General features: G+C 67.8%; 20 protein-coding genes. 13 read left to right on the top strand and 7 right to left on the bottom strand.

Annotation, left to right across the window (positions count from 1 at the left end; genetic code table 11):
- The first annotated feature begins 8 nt into the window (after window positions 1–8).
- The 5 genes from AC1RAA_RS00205 (at window position 9) to AC1RAA_RS00185 (ending at window position 3,757) form a co-directional block, all read left to right on the top strand.
- Window positions 9–152 (top strand): hypothetical protein, encoded by a 144-nt coding sequence (locus tag AC1RAA_RS00205; protein WP_167395003.1) that lies wholly within the window; start codon window positions 9–11, stop codon window positions 150–152.
- Window positions 153–195: 43 nt separating this feature from the next.
- On the top strand, window positions 196–768 hold the full coding sequence (locus AC1RAA_RS00200; protein ID WP_492725794.1) for a class I SAM-dependent methyltransferase: 573 nt from the start codon (window positions 196–198) through the stop codon (window positions 766–768).
- 71 nt (window positions 769–839) lie between these two features.
- Entirely contained in the window at window positions 840–1,736 is an 897-nt protein-coding gene (gene dapA / locus AC1RAA_RS00195; protein ID WP_370680965.1) for a 4-hydroxy-tetrahydrodipicolinate synthase, read from the top strand.
- Window positions 1,737–1,892: 156 nt separating this feature from the next.
- A complete protein-coding gene (gene bamC, locus AC1RAA_RS00190; protein WP_307590484.1) occupies window positions 1,893–2,972 on the top strand; it encodes an NlpB/DapX family lipoprotein in 1,080 nt (359 codons plus the stop codon).
- A gap of 5 nt (window positions 2,973–2,977) precedes the next feature.
- A complete protein-coding gene (locus AC1RAA_RS00185) occupies window positions 2,978–3,757 on the top strand; it encodes an MBL fold metallo-hydrolase (protein WP_070059518.1) in 780 nt (259 codons plus the stop codon).
- Window positions 3,758–3,836: 79 nt separating this feature from the next.
- Here AC1RAA_RS00185 and AC1RAA_RS00180 read toward each other — a convergent pair whose 3' ends face one another.
- From AC1RAA_RS00180 to AC1RAA_RS00170, 3 genes are all read right to left on the bottom strand, one after another.
- A complete protein-coding gene (locus tag AC1RAA_RS00180) occupies window positions 3,837–4,085 on the bottom strand; it encodes a hypothetical protein (protein ID WP_056583267.1) in 249 nt (82 codons plus the stop codon).
- Window positions 4,086–4,179: 94 nt separating this feature from the next.
- Window positions 4,180–4,686 carry a hypothetical protein gene (locus tag AC1RAA_RS00175; RefSeq protein WP_492725792.1) on the bottom strand — a complete coding sequence of 169 codons (507 nt, stop codon included), beginning with the start codon at window positions 4,684–4,686 and terminating at the stop codon, window positions 4,180–4,182.
- Window positions 4,676–5,818, bottom strand: a complete 1,143-nt coding sequence (locus AC1RAA_RS00170) for a JmjC domain-containing protein (RefSeq protein WP_492725790.1) — start codon at window positions 5,816–5,818, stop codon at window positions 4,676–4,678. Before AC1RAA_RS00170 ends, AC1RAA_RS00175 begins: the two co-directional genes overlap by 11 nt.
- Window positions 5,819–5,832: 14 nt before the next feature.
- On the opposite strand from AC1RAA_RS00170, the gene AC1RAA_RS00165 reads away from it, so the two are divergent.
- Window positions 5,833–6,357 (top strand): FKBP-type peptidyl-prolyl cis-trans isomerase, encoded by a 525-nt coding sequence (locus AC1RAA_RS00165; protein ID WP_492725788.1) that lies wholly within the window; start codon window positions 5,833–5,835, stop codon window positions 6,355–6,357.
- Between the two features lie 70 nt (window positions 6,358–6,427).
- Here AC1RAA_RS00165 and AC1RAA_RS00160 read toward each other — a convergent pair whose 3' ends face one another.
- From AC1RAA_RS00160 to coaBC, 4 genes are all read right to left on the bottom strand, one after another.
- Window positions 6,428–6,928: a glycine zipper 2TM domain-containing protein gene (locus AC1RAA_RS00160; RefSeq protein ID WP_062474665.1), complete on the bottom strand. Its 501-nt coding sequence runs from the start codon at window positions 6,926–6,928 to the stop codon at window positions 6,428–6,430.
- 189 nt (window positions 6,929–7,117) lie between these two features.
- The gene (gene dut, locus AC1RAA_RS00155; RefSeq protein ID WP_062474662.1) at window positions 7,118–7,564 is read right to left on the bottom strand and encodes a dUTP diphosphatase; all 447 of its coding nucleotides are present in this window, start codon (window positions 7,562–7,564) and stop codon (window positions 7,118–7,120) included.
- Window positions 7,565–7,580: 16 nt separating this feature from the next.
- Window positions 7,581–8,021: a hypothetical protein gene (locus AC1RAA_RS00150; RefSeq protein WP_492725787.1), complete on the bottom strand. Its 441-nt coding sequence runs from the start codon at window positions 8,019–8,021 to the stop codon at window positions 7,581–7,583.
- On the bottom strand, window positions 8,021–9,244 hold the full coding sequence (gene coaBC, locus AC1RAA_RS00145) for a bifunctional phosphopantothenoylcysteine decarboxylase/phosphopantothenate--cysteine ligase CoaBC (protein WP_095947300.1): 1,224 nt from the start codon (window positions 9,242–9,244) through the stop codon (window positions 8,021–8,023). The genes AC1RAA_RS00150 and coaBC overlap by 1 nt, the downstream gene beginning before the upstream one ends.
- 124 nt (window positions 9,245–9,368) lie before the next feature.
- On the opposite strand from coaBC, the gene pyrG reads away from it, so the two are divergent.
- From pyrG to AC1RAA_RS00110, 7 genes are read left to right on the top strand one after another with little or no spacing between them, the layout of a single operon-like run.
- The gene (pyrG, locus tag AC1RAA_RS00140; protein WP_139705616.1) at window positions 9,369–11,051 is read left to right on the top strand and encodes a CTP synthase; all 1,683 of its coding nucleotides are present in this window, start codon (window positions 9,369–9,371) and stop codon (window positions 11,049–11,051) included.
- Window positions 11,048–11,905 (top strand): 3-deoxy-8-phosphooctulonate synthase, encoded by an 858-nt coding sequence (gene kdsA / locus AC1RAA_RS00135; protein ID WP_139705617.1) that lies wholly within the window; start codon window positions 11,048–11,050, stop codon window positions 11,903–11,905. Before pyrG ends, kdsA begins: the two co-directional genes overlap by 4 nt.
- A complete protein-coding gene (locus AC1RAA_RS00130; RefSeq protein WP_062474654.1) occupies window positions 11,902–12,192 on the top strand; it encodes a DUF1330 domain-containing protein in 291 nt (96 codons plus the stop codon). The genes kdsA and AC1RAA_RS00130 overlap by 4 nt, the downstream gene beginning before the upstream one ends.
- 52 nt (window positions 12,193–12,244) lie before the next feature.
- Window positions 12,245–13,528: a phosphopyruvate hydratase gene (gene eno, locus AC1RAA_RS00125; RefSeq protein WP_099796284.1), complete on the top strand. Its 1,284-nt coding sequence runs from the start codon at window positions 12,245–12,247 to the stop codon at window positions 13,526–13,528.
- A gap of 15 nt (window positions 13,529–13,543) precedes the next feature.
- Entirely contained in the window at window positions 13,544–13,822 is a 279-nt protein-coding gene (ftsB, locus tag AC1RAA_RS00120; protein WP_070059525.1) for a cell division protein FtsB, read from the top strand.
- A gap of 25 nt (window positions 13,823–13,847) precedes the next feature.
- The gene (gene pnuC / locus AC1RAA_RS00115; protein WP_492725784.1) at window positions 13,848–14,480 is read left to right on the top strand and encodes a nicotinamide riboside transporter PnuC; all 633 of its coding nucleotides are present in this window, start codon (window positions 13,848–13,850) and stop codon (window positions 14,478–14,480) included.
- Complete coding sequence (locus tag AC1RAA_RS00110) at window positions 14,477–15,154, top strand: AAA family ATPase (protein WP_492725782.1); 678 nt, start codon at window positions 14,477–14,479, stop codon at window positions 15,152–15,154. Before pnuC ends, AC1RAA_RS00110 begins: the two co-directional genes overlap by 4 nt.
- The last annotated feature ends 1 nt before the right edge of the window (window position 15,155 follow it).

Genomic DNA, 15,155 nt, shown 5'->3' with positions numbered 1-15,155 from the left:
CCATCGCCATGACGCCCCGCACACGCAACCACTACCTGGCCCAAGCCGCCTGGCTCGCCGCCGTGCTGGCGGCGCTGGGCGGCGTGTTCGCGCTGTACGTGCATCCGACGTTCCTGGTCACGCTGGTCGACCAGGTGTGGTCCTGTTTCTGAACGACTTCGCCCCGAAATGCCCGCAAGCCGGGCCCAGGCCACTATGAAAGATGTAGCAATTCCCGTGCATGCGAGCACGGCGCCCTCCGAATGGATCGTGCGCTGGTCGCACCTGCTTGCGCCGAACGCCACGGTGCTCGACGTGGCCTGCGGGTCCGGGCGGCACATGCAGTGGTTCGCCGGGCGCGGGCATGCGGCGACCGGCGTCGACCGGTCGCCCGAGGCCGTCGAGGCGGCCGGCGCCTTCGGTCGCGTGGTGGCGGCCGACATCGAGTCGGGCCCCTGGCCCTTCGCGGCCCAGCGCTTCGGCGCGGTGGTCGTCACCAACTACCTCTGGCGCCCGCGCATGGCCGACATCGTGGCCGCCGTGGCGCCGGGCGGCGTGCTGCTGTACGAGACCTTCGCGGCCGGCAACGAGACCGTCGGCAAGCCCTCGCGGCCCGATTTCCTGCTGCGGCCGGGCGAGCTGCTCGGGGCTTGCGCCAGCCTGCAGGTGATCGCCTATGAAGACGGCTTCCTGCCGGAGCCGGCGCGCTTCGTCCAGCGCATCGCCGCCGTGCGACCCGGCGAAGCGGCCGCGGGCGCCCCGCCGCGCCACTTCCTGAAGGCCAGCTGAGCTGGCCGACACAACTGTCTCCGGCCCGGCCGGAGTCAGTAGAATGGCCGCTTTCGTCCACCGACAAAGAGATTCCCTTGGAGCAACTGACAGGCAGCATCGTCGCGCTCGTCACGCCGATGCACGACGACGGCAGTGTCGACTACCCCGCCCTGCGGCGGCTCATCGACTGGCACATTGACGAAGGCACCGACTGCCTTGGCGTGGTCGGCACCACCGGCGAATCGCCGACGGTCGATGTGGAAGAGCACTGCGAAATCATCCGCGTATCCGTCGAGCAGGCCCGGGGCCGCGTGCCCGTGATGGCCGGCTGCGGCGCGAACTCGACCAAGGAAGCCATCGAGCTCGCCAAGTTCGCCAAGGGCGTGGGCGCCGACTCGCAGCTCCAGGTCGTCCCTTACTACAACAAGCCCACGCAAGAGGGCCAGTACCAGCACTTCAAGGCCATCGCCGAAGCCGTCGGCGACCTGCCCGTCGTGCTGTACAACGTGCCCGGCCGCACCGTCGCCGATATGGCGCACGACACCGTGCTGCGTCTGGCACAGGTGCCCGGCATCATCGGCATCAAGGAAGCCACCGGCAACATCGAACGTGCCCAATGGCTCATCCGCGACCTGCCGAAGCACTTTGCCGTTTACTCCGGCGACGACCCGACCGCGGTCGCGCTCATGCTGTGCGGCGGCCAGGGCAACATCAGCGTCACGGCCAACGTGGCGCCGCGCAAGATGCACGAGCTGTGCGTGGCCGCGCTGGCCGGCGACGTCAAGCGCGCGATGCAGCTGCAGTTCGAACTGATGCCGCTGCACCGCAACCTGTTCGTCGAACCCAACCCGATCCCGCTCAAGTGGGCCATGGCCCGCCTGGGTCTGTGCGGCGGCGCCCTGCGGCTGCCGCTCACGGAACTCGGCGAAGCGAGCCGCCCGGCGGTCGAGGGCGCCCTGCGCGCCACCGGCCTGCTCAAGGACTGACCGAGCCCGGGTTTCCCCACCGATCACACCGCCTCCCGTCCGCCCTTTCCCCTGTTCGCAGCAAGGTCAAGCAACCTTTTGCCGCAACGGTGCTCAGAGAGGGCGGGGCGCTGGGGCCCATCGATTGACCGAACCATTCCACCAAGGAAGACGACGTTGAAGAACATTTCGCGACTTGCACTGCTGGCCCTCGTTGCCAGCCTCGCCGCCTGCTCCGTCCTCGAGAGCGACAAGATCGACTACAAGAGCGCTGGCAAGGCCCCGACGCTCGAAGTCCCACCTGACCTGTCCCAGCTCTCGCGCGACAACCGCTACGCAGTGCCGGGCGGCGCCGTCACCGCCAACGCCTACCAGGCCGGCATCGCGAACGCACCGGGCATTCCCACCGCCGTGGCCAACATCGGCGACGTGCGCATGGAGCGCTCGGGCACGCAGCGCTGGATCGTCGTCAACCGCACGCCCGACCAGCTCTGGGAGCCTGTGAAAGACTTCTGGCAGGAAAGCGGCTTCCTGCTGACCACCGACCAGCGCAACCTGGGCATCATGGAAACCGACTGGGCCGAGAACCGCGCCAAGCTGCCGCAGGACATCATCCGCGGCACGCTGGGCAAGCTGGTCGACTCGGTCTACTCGACCGGCGAACTCGACCGCTTCCGCACCCGCCTGGAGCGCAGCACCAACGGCACCGAGATCTTCGTCAGCCACCGCGGCATGCAGGAGGTCTACAACAACTCCCGCCAGGACCAGACCGTGTGGCAGCCCCGCCCGAGCGATCCTGAGCTCGAGACCGAATTCCTGCGCCGCCTGATGGTCAAGCTCGGCGTCTCGCAAGAGCAGTCGAAGATCCTCGCCGCGACCACCGCAGCGCCCAAGACCGCCACCGTGGCCACCGTCGGCAACCAGCCGGTCGTGCAGATCAGCGAAGGCTTCGACCGCGCATGGCGCCGCGTCGGCCTGGCCCTGGACCGCACCGGCTTCACCGTCGAAGACCGCGACCGCAGCGCCGGCATCTACTACGTGCGCTACGTGACGCCGAACCCCGACAAGAAGGACGACGGCTTCTTCGGCAAGCTGTTCAGCAGCTCCAAGAAGGACGAAGCGCCGATCAAGTTCCGCATCTCGGTCAAGAGCCAGGGCGAAGCCACCACGGTCTCGGTCCTGAACGACGCCGGCGCGCCCGAAACCTCGGCCAACGCGCAGCGCATCGTCAAGGTCATCGCCGACGACCTGAAGTAAGCCCCATGCTCCGCTTCCGAAGCCTCGGCAGCGGCAGCACGGGCAACGCCGCGCTGGTCGAAGCAACGACCAGCGCCGGCCGCACCACCCGCCTCCTCGTCGACTGCGGCTTCGGCATCCGCCAGCTCGACCGGCGCCTGGCCCAGGCGGGCCTGGCCGCAGCGGACCTCGACGCCGTCTTCATCACCCACGAGCATGGCGACCACATCGGTTGCGCCCATGCCCTGTCGCTGCGCGACCGCATCCCGGTCTGGATGAGCGAAGGCACCTGGCTCGCGACCGGCGGGCGCGACTACGAAGGCCGCCTGCACCTGGCGCGCGACGACGCCGAGTTCAGCGTCGGCGACCTCTGCCTGCAGCCCTTCACCGTACCCCACGACGCGCGCGAGCCGCTGCAGCTGCGCTGCACCGACGGCAACCGCACGCTGGGCGTGCTGACCGACCTGGGCCACGCCACCAGCCACGTGCTGGCCCGGCTGCGCGGCGCGCATGCGCTGCTGCTGGAGTTCAACCACGACAGCGACCTGCTCGCCGGCTCGGCCTACCCGTCGTTCCTGAAGCAGCGCGTGGGCGGCAACTACGGCCACCTGTCGAACACCGCGGCCGCCGAGATCGCGCGTGCCGTGCTTCACGACGGGCTGCGCCACGTGGTCGCGGCGCACCTGAGCGAGCAGAACAACCGGCCCGAGATCGTGCGGCGCCTGATGGCCGAAGCGCTGGGTGGCGACGAGGCCGAGATGCTCACGGCCACCGCCGCCGAGGGCTCGCCCTGGCTCGACGTCTGAGCAGGCGGGGCATCGCCCTCCCCCAATGAAAAAGCCGCCCGAGGGCGGCTTTTTGCATCGTGCGGACCTGGCAGCGGAATTACTGCTTCGGTGCCTCGCCCTTCTTGGCGGCCTCGGTCGCGGCGTTGGCGGCGTCCAGGGCCGACGAGGCGGCGGCCGACGGTGCCGATGCAGGCGCGGCGGCCGGCGGTGCGGCGGGTGCGGGTTCGGTCACGGGAGCGGGCGGCGGGGTCACGACCGCGGGGGCGGCGTCCTCTTTCTTTCCGCAGGCCACCAGGGCGGCAGCGGCGATCAGCGAGGCAATCAGGACGGACGACGACTTCTTCATGAGGACTCCTTTGGCAATGAAGGTCTGGAACCAAAAAATTCTAGACCGCCAACCCCGCCCGGATATGTCGCGGGGGTGTATTTGCGGCATTGGCTTACAAGCCGAGCGTGGAGGCGGGAAAGGCCGGTCGCCCCTGGCGCCAGCGCTCGTCGAGACTTTCGCGCAGGTCGCGCCGCGCACGCGGCTCGCTGCTGCAGACGCCGCGGCTGCGTTCGGGGTCGATGCGGTGCAGGCACCAGGTGGGCGTCCAGAAGGCGCTGGGCACCTCCTCGGCCGTGCCCGAGCGGCCTGCCGCGCGGCATTCGACGATGTGGTCCCAGGTGCGGCGCCACGTCACGAAACGCGCATGACCGCGCTCGATCAGGTCGAAGCGCCCAGCCAGCAGCAACAGGCGGCGCCCGCTGGCCGACCAGGCCTGCAGCGCCTCGATGCTGGCGCGCTCGCCCAGCGGCCAGTCGGCGAAGTCGAGGTCGCTGAAGACGATCTCGTTCCAGCCCTGATGCGCAGCAGCAGACAAGGCGTTGCGGACGAGGTCGGCAAACGCCTCGCGGCCGTCGAAACGGCCTTCGCTCAGGACCGGTACGGCGCCTTCACCCGGCATGCAGCCAGCCCGCCTCGCACCACTCGCCCAGCAGCGCCCGCGCGCCCTCGCTGGCGCGGGCCAGCTCGCGCGCACCGAGCGCGCGCTGGTCGGCCAGCCGCCGCATCAGCGTGGCGTCGGCCCCGCCGGCGCGGAAGCTCTCGCCGTTGATGTAGACGTGCCGCGCGTCGTAAAGCATGCGCGTGCGGCGATCGAGCGCGACCTCGCGCAGCACCTCGGGCACTTCATTGCCTTCGCCGAACCAGACGTTGGCCTTCGGCTCGGTGAGCGATTCGCCCAGCGCGCGGTCGATGGCGTCGGGGTCGCGCAGCGCGGCCTCGACGGCCTTGCGCGCGAAGTCCTGCAGCGCAGCCGGCATCGCGGCCGGGGCCTCGACGGCAGGTTGCGACGGATCGCGGTAACGCGCGAGCTCGGACGGGCCCGCGTCTTCCAGGTCTTCCGCATAGGCCTGCGCCACGCGCGCCAGCAGGTCCGCGCCCAACTCGCCCACGGCGGACGAGCGCAGCCCGATGGAGTACGTCATGCAGTCGTCGCCCACCGCCACGCCGTCGTGGGCGTACTTGGGCGGCAGGTACAGCATGTCGCCGGGCTCGAGCACGAAGGTCTGCTCGGGCTCGAAGTGCTCGAGCACCTTGAGCGGCACGTCGGGCTGCAGCCGCAGGTCGGACTGCTTGCCGATGGACCAGCGGCGCCGCCCCTGCGCCTGCAGCAGGAACACGTCGTAGCTGTCGAAATGCGGGCCGACGCCGCCGGTGTCGCTCGCGTAGCTGATCATCAGGTCGTCCAGGCGCGCATCGGGCAGGAAGCGGAACTGCCGCAGCAGGTCGTGCACGCCGTCGTGGTGCAGGTCGACGCCCTGCACCAGCATCGTCCAGCCCGGCTGCTTCAGCGGCGGCAGCGCGCGCCGGGGCAGCGGGCCGTGCTTCAGCGACCAGCCGGATTTCCCATGCCGGATCAGGCGCGACTCGACCCCCTCGCGCTCCGCCAGCGCGAAGAGCGCTTGGCGGTCGATCGGTGGCACCATCGAGGGAACGGCCTGCCGGATCAGCAGGGGTTTCTTTTGCCAGTACCGGCGCATGAACAGCGCGGGACTCAGGCCGCCAAGCAAGGGCAGCGGTTGATTGATCTCCATGGGAGAATTCTGCAATGGAAATCTCTGAACAATGCGTGGTCGGCCTGACCTGGACCATGAAAGACACGCTCGGCGATGTGCTGGACGTGCTCGACGAGCCGGTGGAATTCATGGTGGGCGGCGACGACCTCTTCGACGTGATCGAGGCCGCCCTGCAGGGCCATGAGCCCGGCGCGCGCGTGCAACTGCAGATCGAGCCCGAGCAGGGCTTCGGCGACTTCAACGACCAGCTGCTCTTCCTGGAGCCGCGTTCGCTGTTCCCCGAAGGCACCGAGGAAGGCATGACCTTCGACGGCTCCGCCCTGCCCAAGGGCGTGAGCGACGGCATCCCCAAGGACGCGATCTACACCGTGGCCGAGATCTACCCCGACCACCTCGTGCTCGACGGCAACCACCCGCTGGCGGGCATCGCGATCCGCCTGGACATCACGGTGCGTTCGGTGCGCGAAGCCACCGAAGAAGAAGTCGGCCGCGGCTCGGCCGGCACGGCCTTCTTCAAGGTGCCGCCGATGGCGCCGGGCGGCCAGATGCTGCACTGAGACCACGCCACTTCACAAAGCAAAAGCCGGGCAGTGCCCGGCTTTTTTCTTTGCGCGCGCGGCCGACCGCTTACATGCGCGAGATGTGCCCGTTGTCGATGCGCACGCGGTCGCCGATGCGCAGGTCGCCCGGGTTTTGCACGTCGAAGGCGCGGTAGCCGCCGCGGTCGGTCTGCACCGAGACGCGGTAGCTCTCGTAGGCGCGCGGGCCGTTCTGCTGGGCCTCGATGGTGTTGCCCAGCAAGGCGCCGCCCACGAGGCCGAGCGCAGTGGCTGCGGCACGGCCGTTGCCGCGTCCGAACTGGTTGCCCACGACGCCGCCGATGAGGCCGCCCGCGATGGCACCGCCACCCGTGGTGCCCACGCCCGCGGTTTCGCTGCGCAGCACCTCGATGTTGGCGACGTGGCCGTACTCGACGTAGGCCGCTTCCTGGTATTGGATCGCCCGCGGCGGGGCCTGGTAGGGGTAGCGCGAGGTCTGGTAGACCGGGGCCGGCGCGACACAGGCCGTGAGCGTGGCCAGTGCGAGCACGGACGCCGTGACGGAAATGAAGCGCATTGAGATGTTCATGAAAGAGGCTCCTCGAAGAAAACAGCACGCGCCCGGACGGGCCGCATGCCTGCCTGTGTCTAACGTTTCAGCCGAAGCCGCGATGACGAAAGACACACGCTGAAACCTTCGAGACGAACCACGCGCCGGCGGTTCCGTTCTTTACGCCTTGGATACTCAGGTGCCCTTCAGCTTTGCTGGAGCAAAGGCTCAGTGCTTGCCGGTCGAGCCGTAGCCGCCCTCGCCGCGTTGCGAGGCCTCGAACTCGGCGACCACGCGAAACTGCGCCTGCACCACCGGCACGATCACCAGCTGCGCGAGCCGCTCCATCGGCTGCAGCACGAAGGGCGTGTTGCTGCGGTTCCAGGCGCTGACCTTCAGCTCGCCCTGGTAGTCGCTGTCGATCAGGCCGACGAGGTTGCCCAGCACGATGCCGTGCTTGTGGCCCAGGCCCGAGCGCGGCAGGATCAGCGCGGCATAGGCCGGATCGGCCAGGTGGATCGCGATGCCGGTGCCCACCAGTTGCCAGGCATTGGGTTCGAGCGTGACCGGGGCATCGAGGCAGGCCCGCAGGTCGAGACCGGCGCTTCCGGGGGTGGCATACGCGGGCAATTGATCCACCATGCGCGGATCGAGGATTCGGACGTCTACTTTCACTGACTTGCTGCCTTGTTTATTTCTGTTGCTGTTCTTTTTGCCTGCGCGCGGCCTCTTCGAGCACCTGCTGCCACTTGGCGACCCCGGGCCTCAGGTTGAGGCCCTTGAGAAAACGCTTGCCGAACCAGGCCGCCGCGGCGGCGCCCAGGACGAGCACGGAGAGCGGCACGCCGATGGCCCACAGCACCAGGAACACCATCGCCCCCATGCCGGCCAGCACCTTGAGCGTGCCCGGGGGGATGGCCTTGGTGCCGTCCGCCTTCGCGGCCTCGCCAGCCGGCGATTCACGCCGTGCGACGGTGGTCCCCTGCGCACCGGGCGAAGGCGTCATGCCGACGTCCAACCCGTGCTCGGACTCCTTGCCTGGGACGCGCGCCGACTGGCCGGCCCGCGCCGACAACTGCTCCACGTAGCGGGCGAAGTCGCCATTCGGCGGTGTGTTGGATTCGGTGTTCATCAGGCCCTCCAATCAGGAAGTCGCGCGGCAATCTCCGTCATCAACTCGCGTGCCAGCCGGAGCTTGGGCGCGCGGGGCAGCTCGCGCACGCCCTTCGCGTCCACGAGCAGCAAGGCGTTGTCGTCCTGCCCGAAGGTCAGCGGGCCGATGTTGCCCACCAGCAGCGGAATGCCCTTGCGTTCGCGCTTGGCCTTGGCGTGCTCGGCGAGGTTCTCGCTCTCGGCCGCGAAGCCCACGCAGAACAGCTTCCTGGCCTGCGCGCGTTCGCTCTTGGCCACGGTAAGCAGGATGTCGGGGTTCTCGACGAAGTGCAGCACCGGCGTCTGGCCGCTGCCGTCTTTCTTGATCTTCTGGTCGCTGTGCGTGGCGGGGCGCCAGTCGGCCACGGCGGCCGTTGCTACAAAAATGCTAGCTGCCTGCGCAGCGCGGGTGGTGGCTTCGAGCATCTCCTGCGCCGACAGCACGTCGATGCGGCTCACGCCGCGTGGCGTCGGCAGGTGCACCGGGCCGGCCACCAGCGTGACCTCGGCACCGGCCTCGCGCGCCGCGCGGGCGATGGCGAAACCCATCTTGCCGGACGAATGGTTGGTGATGCCGCGAATCGGGTCCAGCGCCTCGAAGGTCGGGCCGGCCGTGACGAGCACCTTCTGCCCCGCCAGCAGCTTGGGCTGGAAGAAGGCCGTGATGTCCTCGAGCAGCTGCGCCGGTTCGAGCATGCGCCCGTCACCGGTTTCGCCGCAGGCCTGCCAGCCGCTGCCCACGCCCAGCACGGTCGCGCCGTCGGCCGACACCTGCATCAGGTTGCGCTGCGTGGCCGGATGGGCCCACATCTCGCGGTTCATGGCCGGGGCGATCAACAGCGGCACGCGGTCGGTCGGACGCGCCAGGCACAGCAGGCTCAGCAGCTCGTCGGAGCGGCCCTGCACCAGCCGCGCAATGAAATCGGCGCTGCAGGGCGCCAGCACGATCGCATCGGCCTCGCGGCTCAGGTTGATGTGCGGCATGTTGTTCGGCTCACGGGCGTCCCACTGCGAGGTGTAGACGGTGCGCCCCGAGAGCGCCTGCATGGTGACCGGCGTCATGAACTGCTCGGCCGCCTCGGTCATCACGACCTGGACGGTGGCGCCCGCCTTCACGAGCAGGCGGCACAGCTCGGCCGATTTGTAGCAGGCGATGCCCCCTGTGAGTCCGAGGACGATGTGTTTGCCGGCGAGATCTTGCATGGGACATATTGTTGCTCACATACCGACAAGATCAGGAATGGGATGGCCTTCGGCCGTGGAGGCACAAAGGGGACACCTATAATCGCAATTTCCCACTGCCCGGATTCACGCGTCCGGAACTGGCATGACCAAATTTGTCTTCGTCACCGGTGGTGTCGTATCTTCCCTTGGCAAGGGAATCGCCTCCGCCTCGCTCGCCGCGATCCTCGAATCGCGCGGCCTCCAAGTCACCCTCATCAAGCTCGATCCGTACATCAACGTCGACCCCGGCACGATGTCACCGTTCCAGCATGGCGAGGTGTTCGTCACCGATGACGGCGCCGAGACCGACCTCGACCTCGGCCACTACGAGCGCTTCATCAACACGCGGATGCGCAAGGCCAACAACTTCACGACCGGCCAGATCTACAAGACCGTGCTCGAGAAGGAACGCCGCGGCGACTACCTCGGCAAGACCGTCCAGGTCATTCCGCACATCACCAACGAAATCCAGGAATACATCAAGCGCGGCGCCGGCATCGGCACGGCGCACGAGGTGGACGTGGCCATCGTCGAAATCGGCGGCACCGTGGGCGACATCGAGTCGCTGCCCTTCCTGGAAGCCGTGCGCCAGATGAGCCTGCGCATGGGCCCGAACAACTCGGCCTTCGTGCACCTGAGCTACGTGCCCTGGATCGCCGCCGCCGGCGAGCTCAAGACCAAGCCCACGCAGCACACCGCCAAGGAACTGCGCGCCATCGGCATCCAGGCCGACGCCCTGCTGTGCCGCGCCGACCGCCCGATTCCCGACGACGAGCGCGCGAAGATCTCGCTGTTCTCGAACGTGCCCGAATGGGGCGTGATCTCCATGTGGGACGTGGACACCATCTACAAGGTGCCCCGCATGCTGCACGAGCAGGGCCTGGACGGCCTGATCTGCGACAAGCTGCGCATCAACACCCCGCCGGCCAAGCTCACGCGTTGGGACGAGCTGGTGTACGAGGTCGAGCATCCGCAACAGGAAGTGTCGATCGCCATGGTCGGCAAGTACGTCGACCTGTCGGACAGCTACAAGTCGCTCAACGAGGCGCTGCGCCACGCCGGCATGAAGAACCATGCCCGCGTGAAGATCGACTACATCGACTCCGAGACCATCTCGGCGCAAGACGTGTCGCGCCTGGCCAAGTACGACGCCATCCTGGTGCCCGGCGGCTTCGGCCAGCGCGGCGTGGAAGGCAAGATCTCGGCCGCCCGCTTCGCCCGCGAATCGAAGGTGCCCTACCTGGGCATCTGCCTGGGCATGCAGGTCGCCACCATCGAGTACGCCCGCCACGTGGCCGGCCTCAAGAACGCCAACAGCACCGAGTTCGACCCGGAAACGCCCACCCCCGTGATCGCGCTGATCACCGAGTGGAAGGACCGCGACGGCACCGTGAAGACGCGCGACGAAAAATCCGATCTCGGCGGCACCATGCGCCTGGGCGCGCAAAGCTCCGACGTGACGCCCGGCACGCTGGCGCACAGCATCTACGGCGACGTGGTCACCGAGCGCCATCGCCACCGCTACGAAGCCAACGTCAACTACCTGGACGAGCTGCGCAATGCCGGCCTCGTGATCTCGGCGCTCACGCAGCGCGAGCACCTGACCGAAATCGTCGAGCTGCCGCAGAACGTGCACCCGTGGTTCATGGGCGTGCAGTTCCACCCCGAGTTCAAGTCAACGCCGTGGGGCGGCCATCCGTTGTTCAACGCCTTCATCAAGGCGGCGCTCGACCACAAGGACAAGGGCGCGGGCAGCACCAACAAGACGCTCAAGGCAGTGGCATGAAGCTTTGCGGATTCGACATCGGGCTGGACCAGCCTTTCTTCCTGATCGCCGGCCCCTGCGTGGTCGAATCCGAGCAGCTGCAGATGGACACGGCCGGCACGTTGAAGGAAATCACGGCGTCGCTGGGCATCCCGTTCATCTTCAAGAGCAGCTTCGACAAGGCCAACCGCTCCTCGGGCACGAGCTTTCGCGGCCCGGGCCGCGACAAGGGCCTCGAGATCCTGGCCAAGGTGAAGCGCGAACTCGGCCTGCCGGTGCTGACCGATGTGCACACCCACGAAGACATCACCGAGGCCGCCAAGGTGGTCGACGTGCTGCAGACGCCTGCCTTCCTGTGCCGCCAGACCGACTTCATCCATGCCGCGGCGCAGTCGGGCAAGCCGGTGAACATCAAGAAGGGCCAGTTCCTCGCACCGCACGACATGAAGAACGTGATCGACAAGGCCCGCGCTGCCGCCAAGGAAGCCGGCCTGAACGAAGACAGCTTCATGGCCTGCGAGCGCGGCGCCAGCTTCGGCTACAACAACCTCGTGTCGGACATGCGCTCGCTCGCGATCATGCGCGAGACGAAGGCGCCCGTGGTGTTCGACGCCACCCACTCGGTGCAGCTGCCCGGCGGCCAGGGCACCAGCTCAGGCGGCCAGCGCGAGATGGTGCCGGTGCTCTCGCGTGCGGCCGTGGCCGTAGGCGTGGCCGGTCTCTTCATGGAGACGCACCCCGACCCGAACAAAGCCCTGAGCGACGGCCCCAACGCCGTGCCGCTCAAGCACATGAAGGCCCTGCTCGAGACGCTCGTCGCGCTCGACCGGGTCACCAAGAAAAACGCATTCCTCGAGGACAGTTTTCAAGCATGAGCAGTGGTTACGTCATCGCCCACGTCGAAGTCACCAACCCGACGCAGTACGAGGAATACAAGAAGTGGTCGAGCGTCGCGATGCAGGCGCACGGCGCCGAAGTCTGCGTGCGCGGCGGCCAGGTGCAGCCGCTCGAAGGCGACTGGAAGCCCACCCGCGTCGTCGTGCTCAAATTCCCCAGCTTCGAGAAGGCCAAGGCCTTCTACGAGACGCCCGAATACCTGAAGGCGCGTGAAGCGCGTGCCGGCGCCGCCATCATGAACATGATCGCGGTCGAAGGCCTTTGATTCCGTTTTTTGCCAGTCCACTCCACCAAGAGACCCAGAGAAAGAGATAGAGATGAGTGCAATCGTTGACATCGTCGGCCGCGAAATTCTCGACAGCCGAGGCAACCCCACCGTCGAGTGCGACGTGCTGCTCGAGTCGGGCACCATGGGCCGCGCGGCCGTGCCCTCGGGCGCTTCGACCGGTTCGCGCGAGGCCATCGAGCTGCGCGACGGCGACAAGAGCCGCTACCTCGGCAAGGGCGTGCTGAAGGCCGTCGAGAACATCAACACCGAGATCTCGGAAGCCGTGCTGGGCCTGGACGCCAGCGAACAGGCCTTCCTCGATCGCACGATGATCGACCTGGACGGCACCGACAACAAGGCCCGCCTGGGCGCCAACGCCACGCTCGCCGTGTCGATGGCCGTGGCCCGCGCCGCGGCCGAAGAGTCGGGCCTGCCCCTGTACCGCTACTTCGGCGGCATGGGCGGCATGCAACTGCCGGTGCCGATGATGAACGTCATCAACGGCGGCGCGCACGCCAACAACAGCCTCGATCTGCAAGAGTTCATGATCATCCCCGTGGGCGCCAAGAGCTTCCGCGAGGCCGTGCGCTACGGCGCCGAAGTGTTCCACGCCCTGAAGAAGATCCTGGGCGACCGCGGCATCAGCACGGCCGTGGGCGACGAAGGCGGCTTCGCGCCCAGCGTCGAGAGCCACGAAGCGGCCATCCAGCTGATCCTGGAAGCCATCGACAAGGCCGGCTACGTTGCCGGCGAACAGATCGCCCTGGGCCTCGATTGCGCAGCCAGCGAGTTCTACAAGGACGGCAACTACGTGCTGTCGGGCGAGAACCTCACGCTGTCGGCCGGCAACTGGGCCGACATGCTGGCGACCTGGGTCGACAAGTACCCGATCATCAGCATCGAAGACGGCATGCACGAAGGCGACTGGGACGGCTGGAAGCTGCTCACCGACCGCCTGGGCAAGCGCGTGCAGCTGGTGGGCGACGACCTGTTCGTCACCAACACCAAGATCCTGCAAGAAGGCATCGACAAGGGCATCGCCAACTCGATCCTGATCAAGATCAACCAGATCGGCACGCTGACCGAAACCTTCGCCGCCATCGAGATGGCCAAGCGCGCCGGCTACACGGCCGTCATCTCGCACCGTTCGGGCGAAACCGAAGACAGCACCATCGCCGACATCGCCGTGGGCACCAACGCCGGCCAGATCAAGACCGGCTCGCTGTCGCGTTCGGACCGCATCGCCAAGTACAACCAGCTGCTGCGCATCGAAGAAGACCTCGGCGACATCGCCGTCTACCCGGGCCGCGGCGCGTTCTACAACCTCAAGTAGCGCCTCGCAGCCTGCATGCGCGCGCGCTTCGTCCCTCCTCTCATCCTGGTGCTGCTGCTGGTCATCCTGCAGTGGCAGCTGTGGAACGGGCGCGGCAGCGTGCGCGAGGTCGCCCAGCTCAGAACCCAGCTGGCCGACCAGAAGGACGCCAACGCCAAGGCCGCCCTCAACAACGAGCGGCTTGCGTCCGAAGTCAATGACCTGAAAGACGGCCTCGAGATGGTCGAGGAACGCGCCCGCGCGGAACTCGGCATGGTCAAACCGAACGAAGTCTTCGTGCAGATCGCGCACTGACCCTTTCCTTCGCCACCGCTTCTCGATGCCAGAGCTTCTCTCGGCCTCCGCCTTTGTGCTGTGGGGCTCTCCCGTCACCTGGCTCGAACTCGTCGCCGCCGTGCTCGCGCTCGCGATGGTCGGCTGCAACATGCGCGAGATCCACTGGGGCTGGCCGCTGGCCATCGTCAGCTCGCTGCTCTACGTGGTGGTGTTCGCCAACGCACGCATCTACGGCGACGCCTCGCTTCAAGTCTTCTTCGCTTTCGTCGCCCTCTGGGGCTGGGCGCAATGGCTGCGCGGCTTTCGCGCCGACGGCAGCGCCTTGCGGGTCAGCCGGCTGTCGCCGCGCGGCACCATGTACGCCCTCGCGGCCTGCGCGATTGCGTGGCCCGTGGTCGCCCTCTTCCTGCGTCGCTTCACCAACACCGACGTGCCCTGGTGGGACGGCTTCGTCACCGGCCTGAGCCTGGTCGGACAGTTCCTGCTCGGGCGCAAATTCATCGAGAACTGGGTCATCTGGCTGGCCGTGAACGTGGTCAGCGTGGGCCTGTTCATCCACAAGGGCCTGTGGCTCACGACGGCGCTGTACGCGGTGTTCGCCGTGCTCAGCGTGGCCGGCTTCCTGGCTTGGCAGCGACGCCTGCCGAAGGCCGCAGCGAAGGCGGTGCCCGCATGACACCGAACCTGCCGACCGGCTGCGTCATCGCGCTCGTGGGCGCCGAGAGCACGGGCAAGACCGAACTCTCGCGCGCCATCGCACAGCGCCTGCAAGACCGCGGCACGCCCGTCACGCTGGTCGGCGAGTACCTGCGCGAATGGTGCGAGCGCGAGGGCCGCACGCCCCGCCCCGACGAGCAGCAGGCCATCGCCGACGAACAGAGGCGCCGCATCGACGCCGCTGCCGCCACCGGCGTGGTGGTGGCCGACACCACGGCGCTCATGACGGCGGTCTACAGCGAGCAGCTGTTCGCCGACACCTCGCTGTACGACAGCGCCCTGGCCGCGCAACAGCGCTATGCCATCACGCTGCTCACCGCGCTCGACCTGCCCTGGGTGGCCGACGACATGCGCGACGGCCCCCATGCGCGCCAGCCGACCGACACGCTGGTGCGCGCCGCGCTCTCGCGCGCCGGGCTCTCGTATGCCGTGGTGCACGGCAGCGGCGGCGAACGGCTGGCGAATGCATGGAATGCGATCAACACCATCGCCGGCAACGAAGGCCGCGCCCGCACGCGCACCCGCCGCGATGCCAAGCCCGCCTCGTGGACATGGCCTTGCGAGAAGTGTTCCGACCCGGAATGCGAACATAAACTCTTCAGCGACCTGATGGCGCGCCGCGACACGCCCTGAG

It is taken from the genome of Variovorax sp. GW823-FHT04F07 (assembly GCF_058795995.1).
This window is presented reverse-complemented; position numbering and strand designations above follow the sequence as displayed.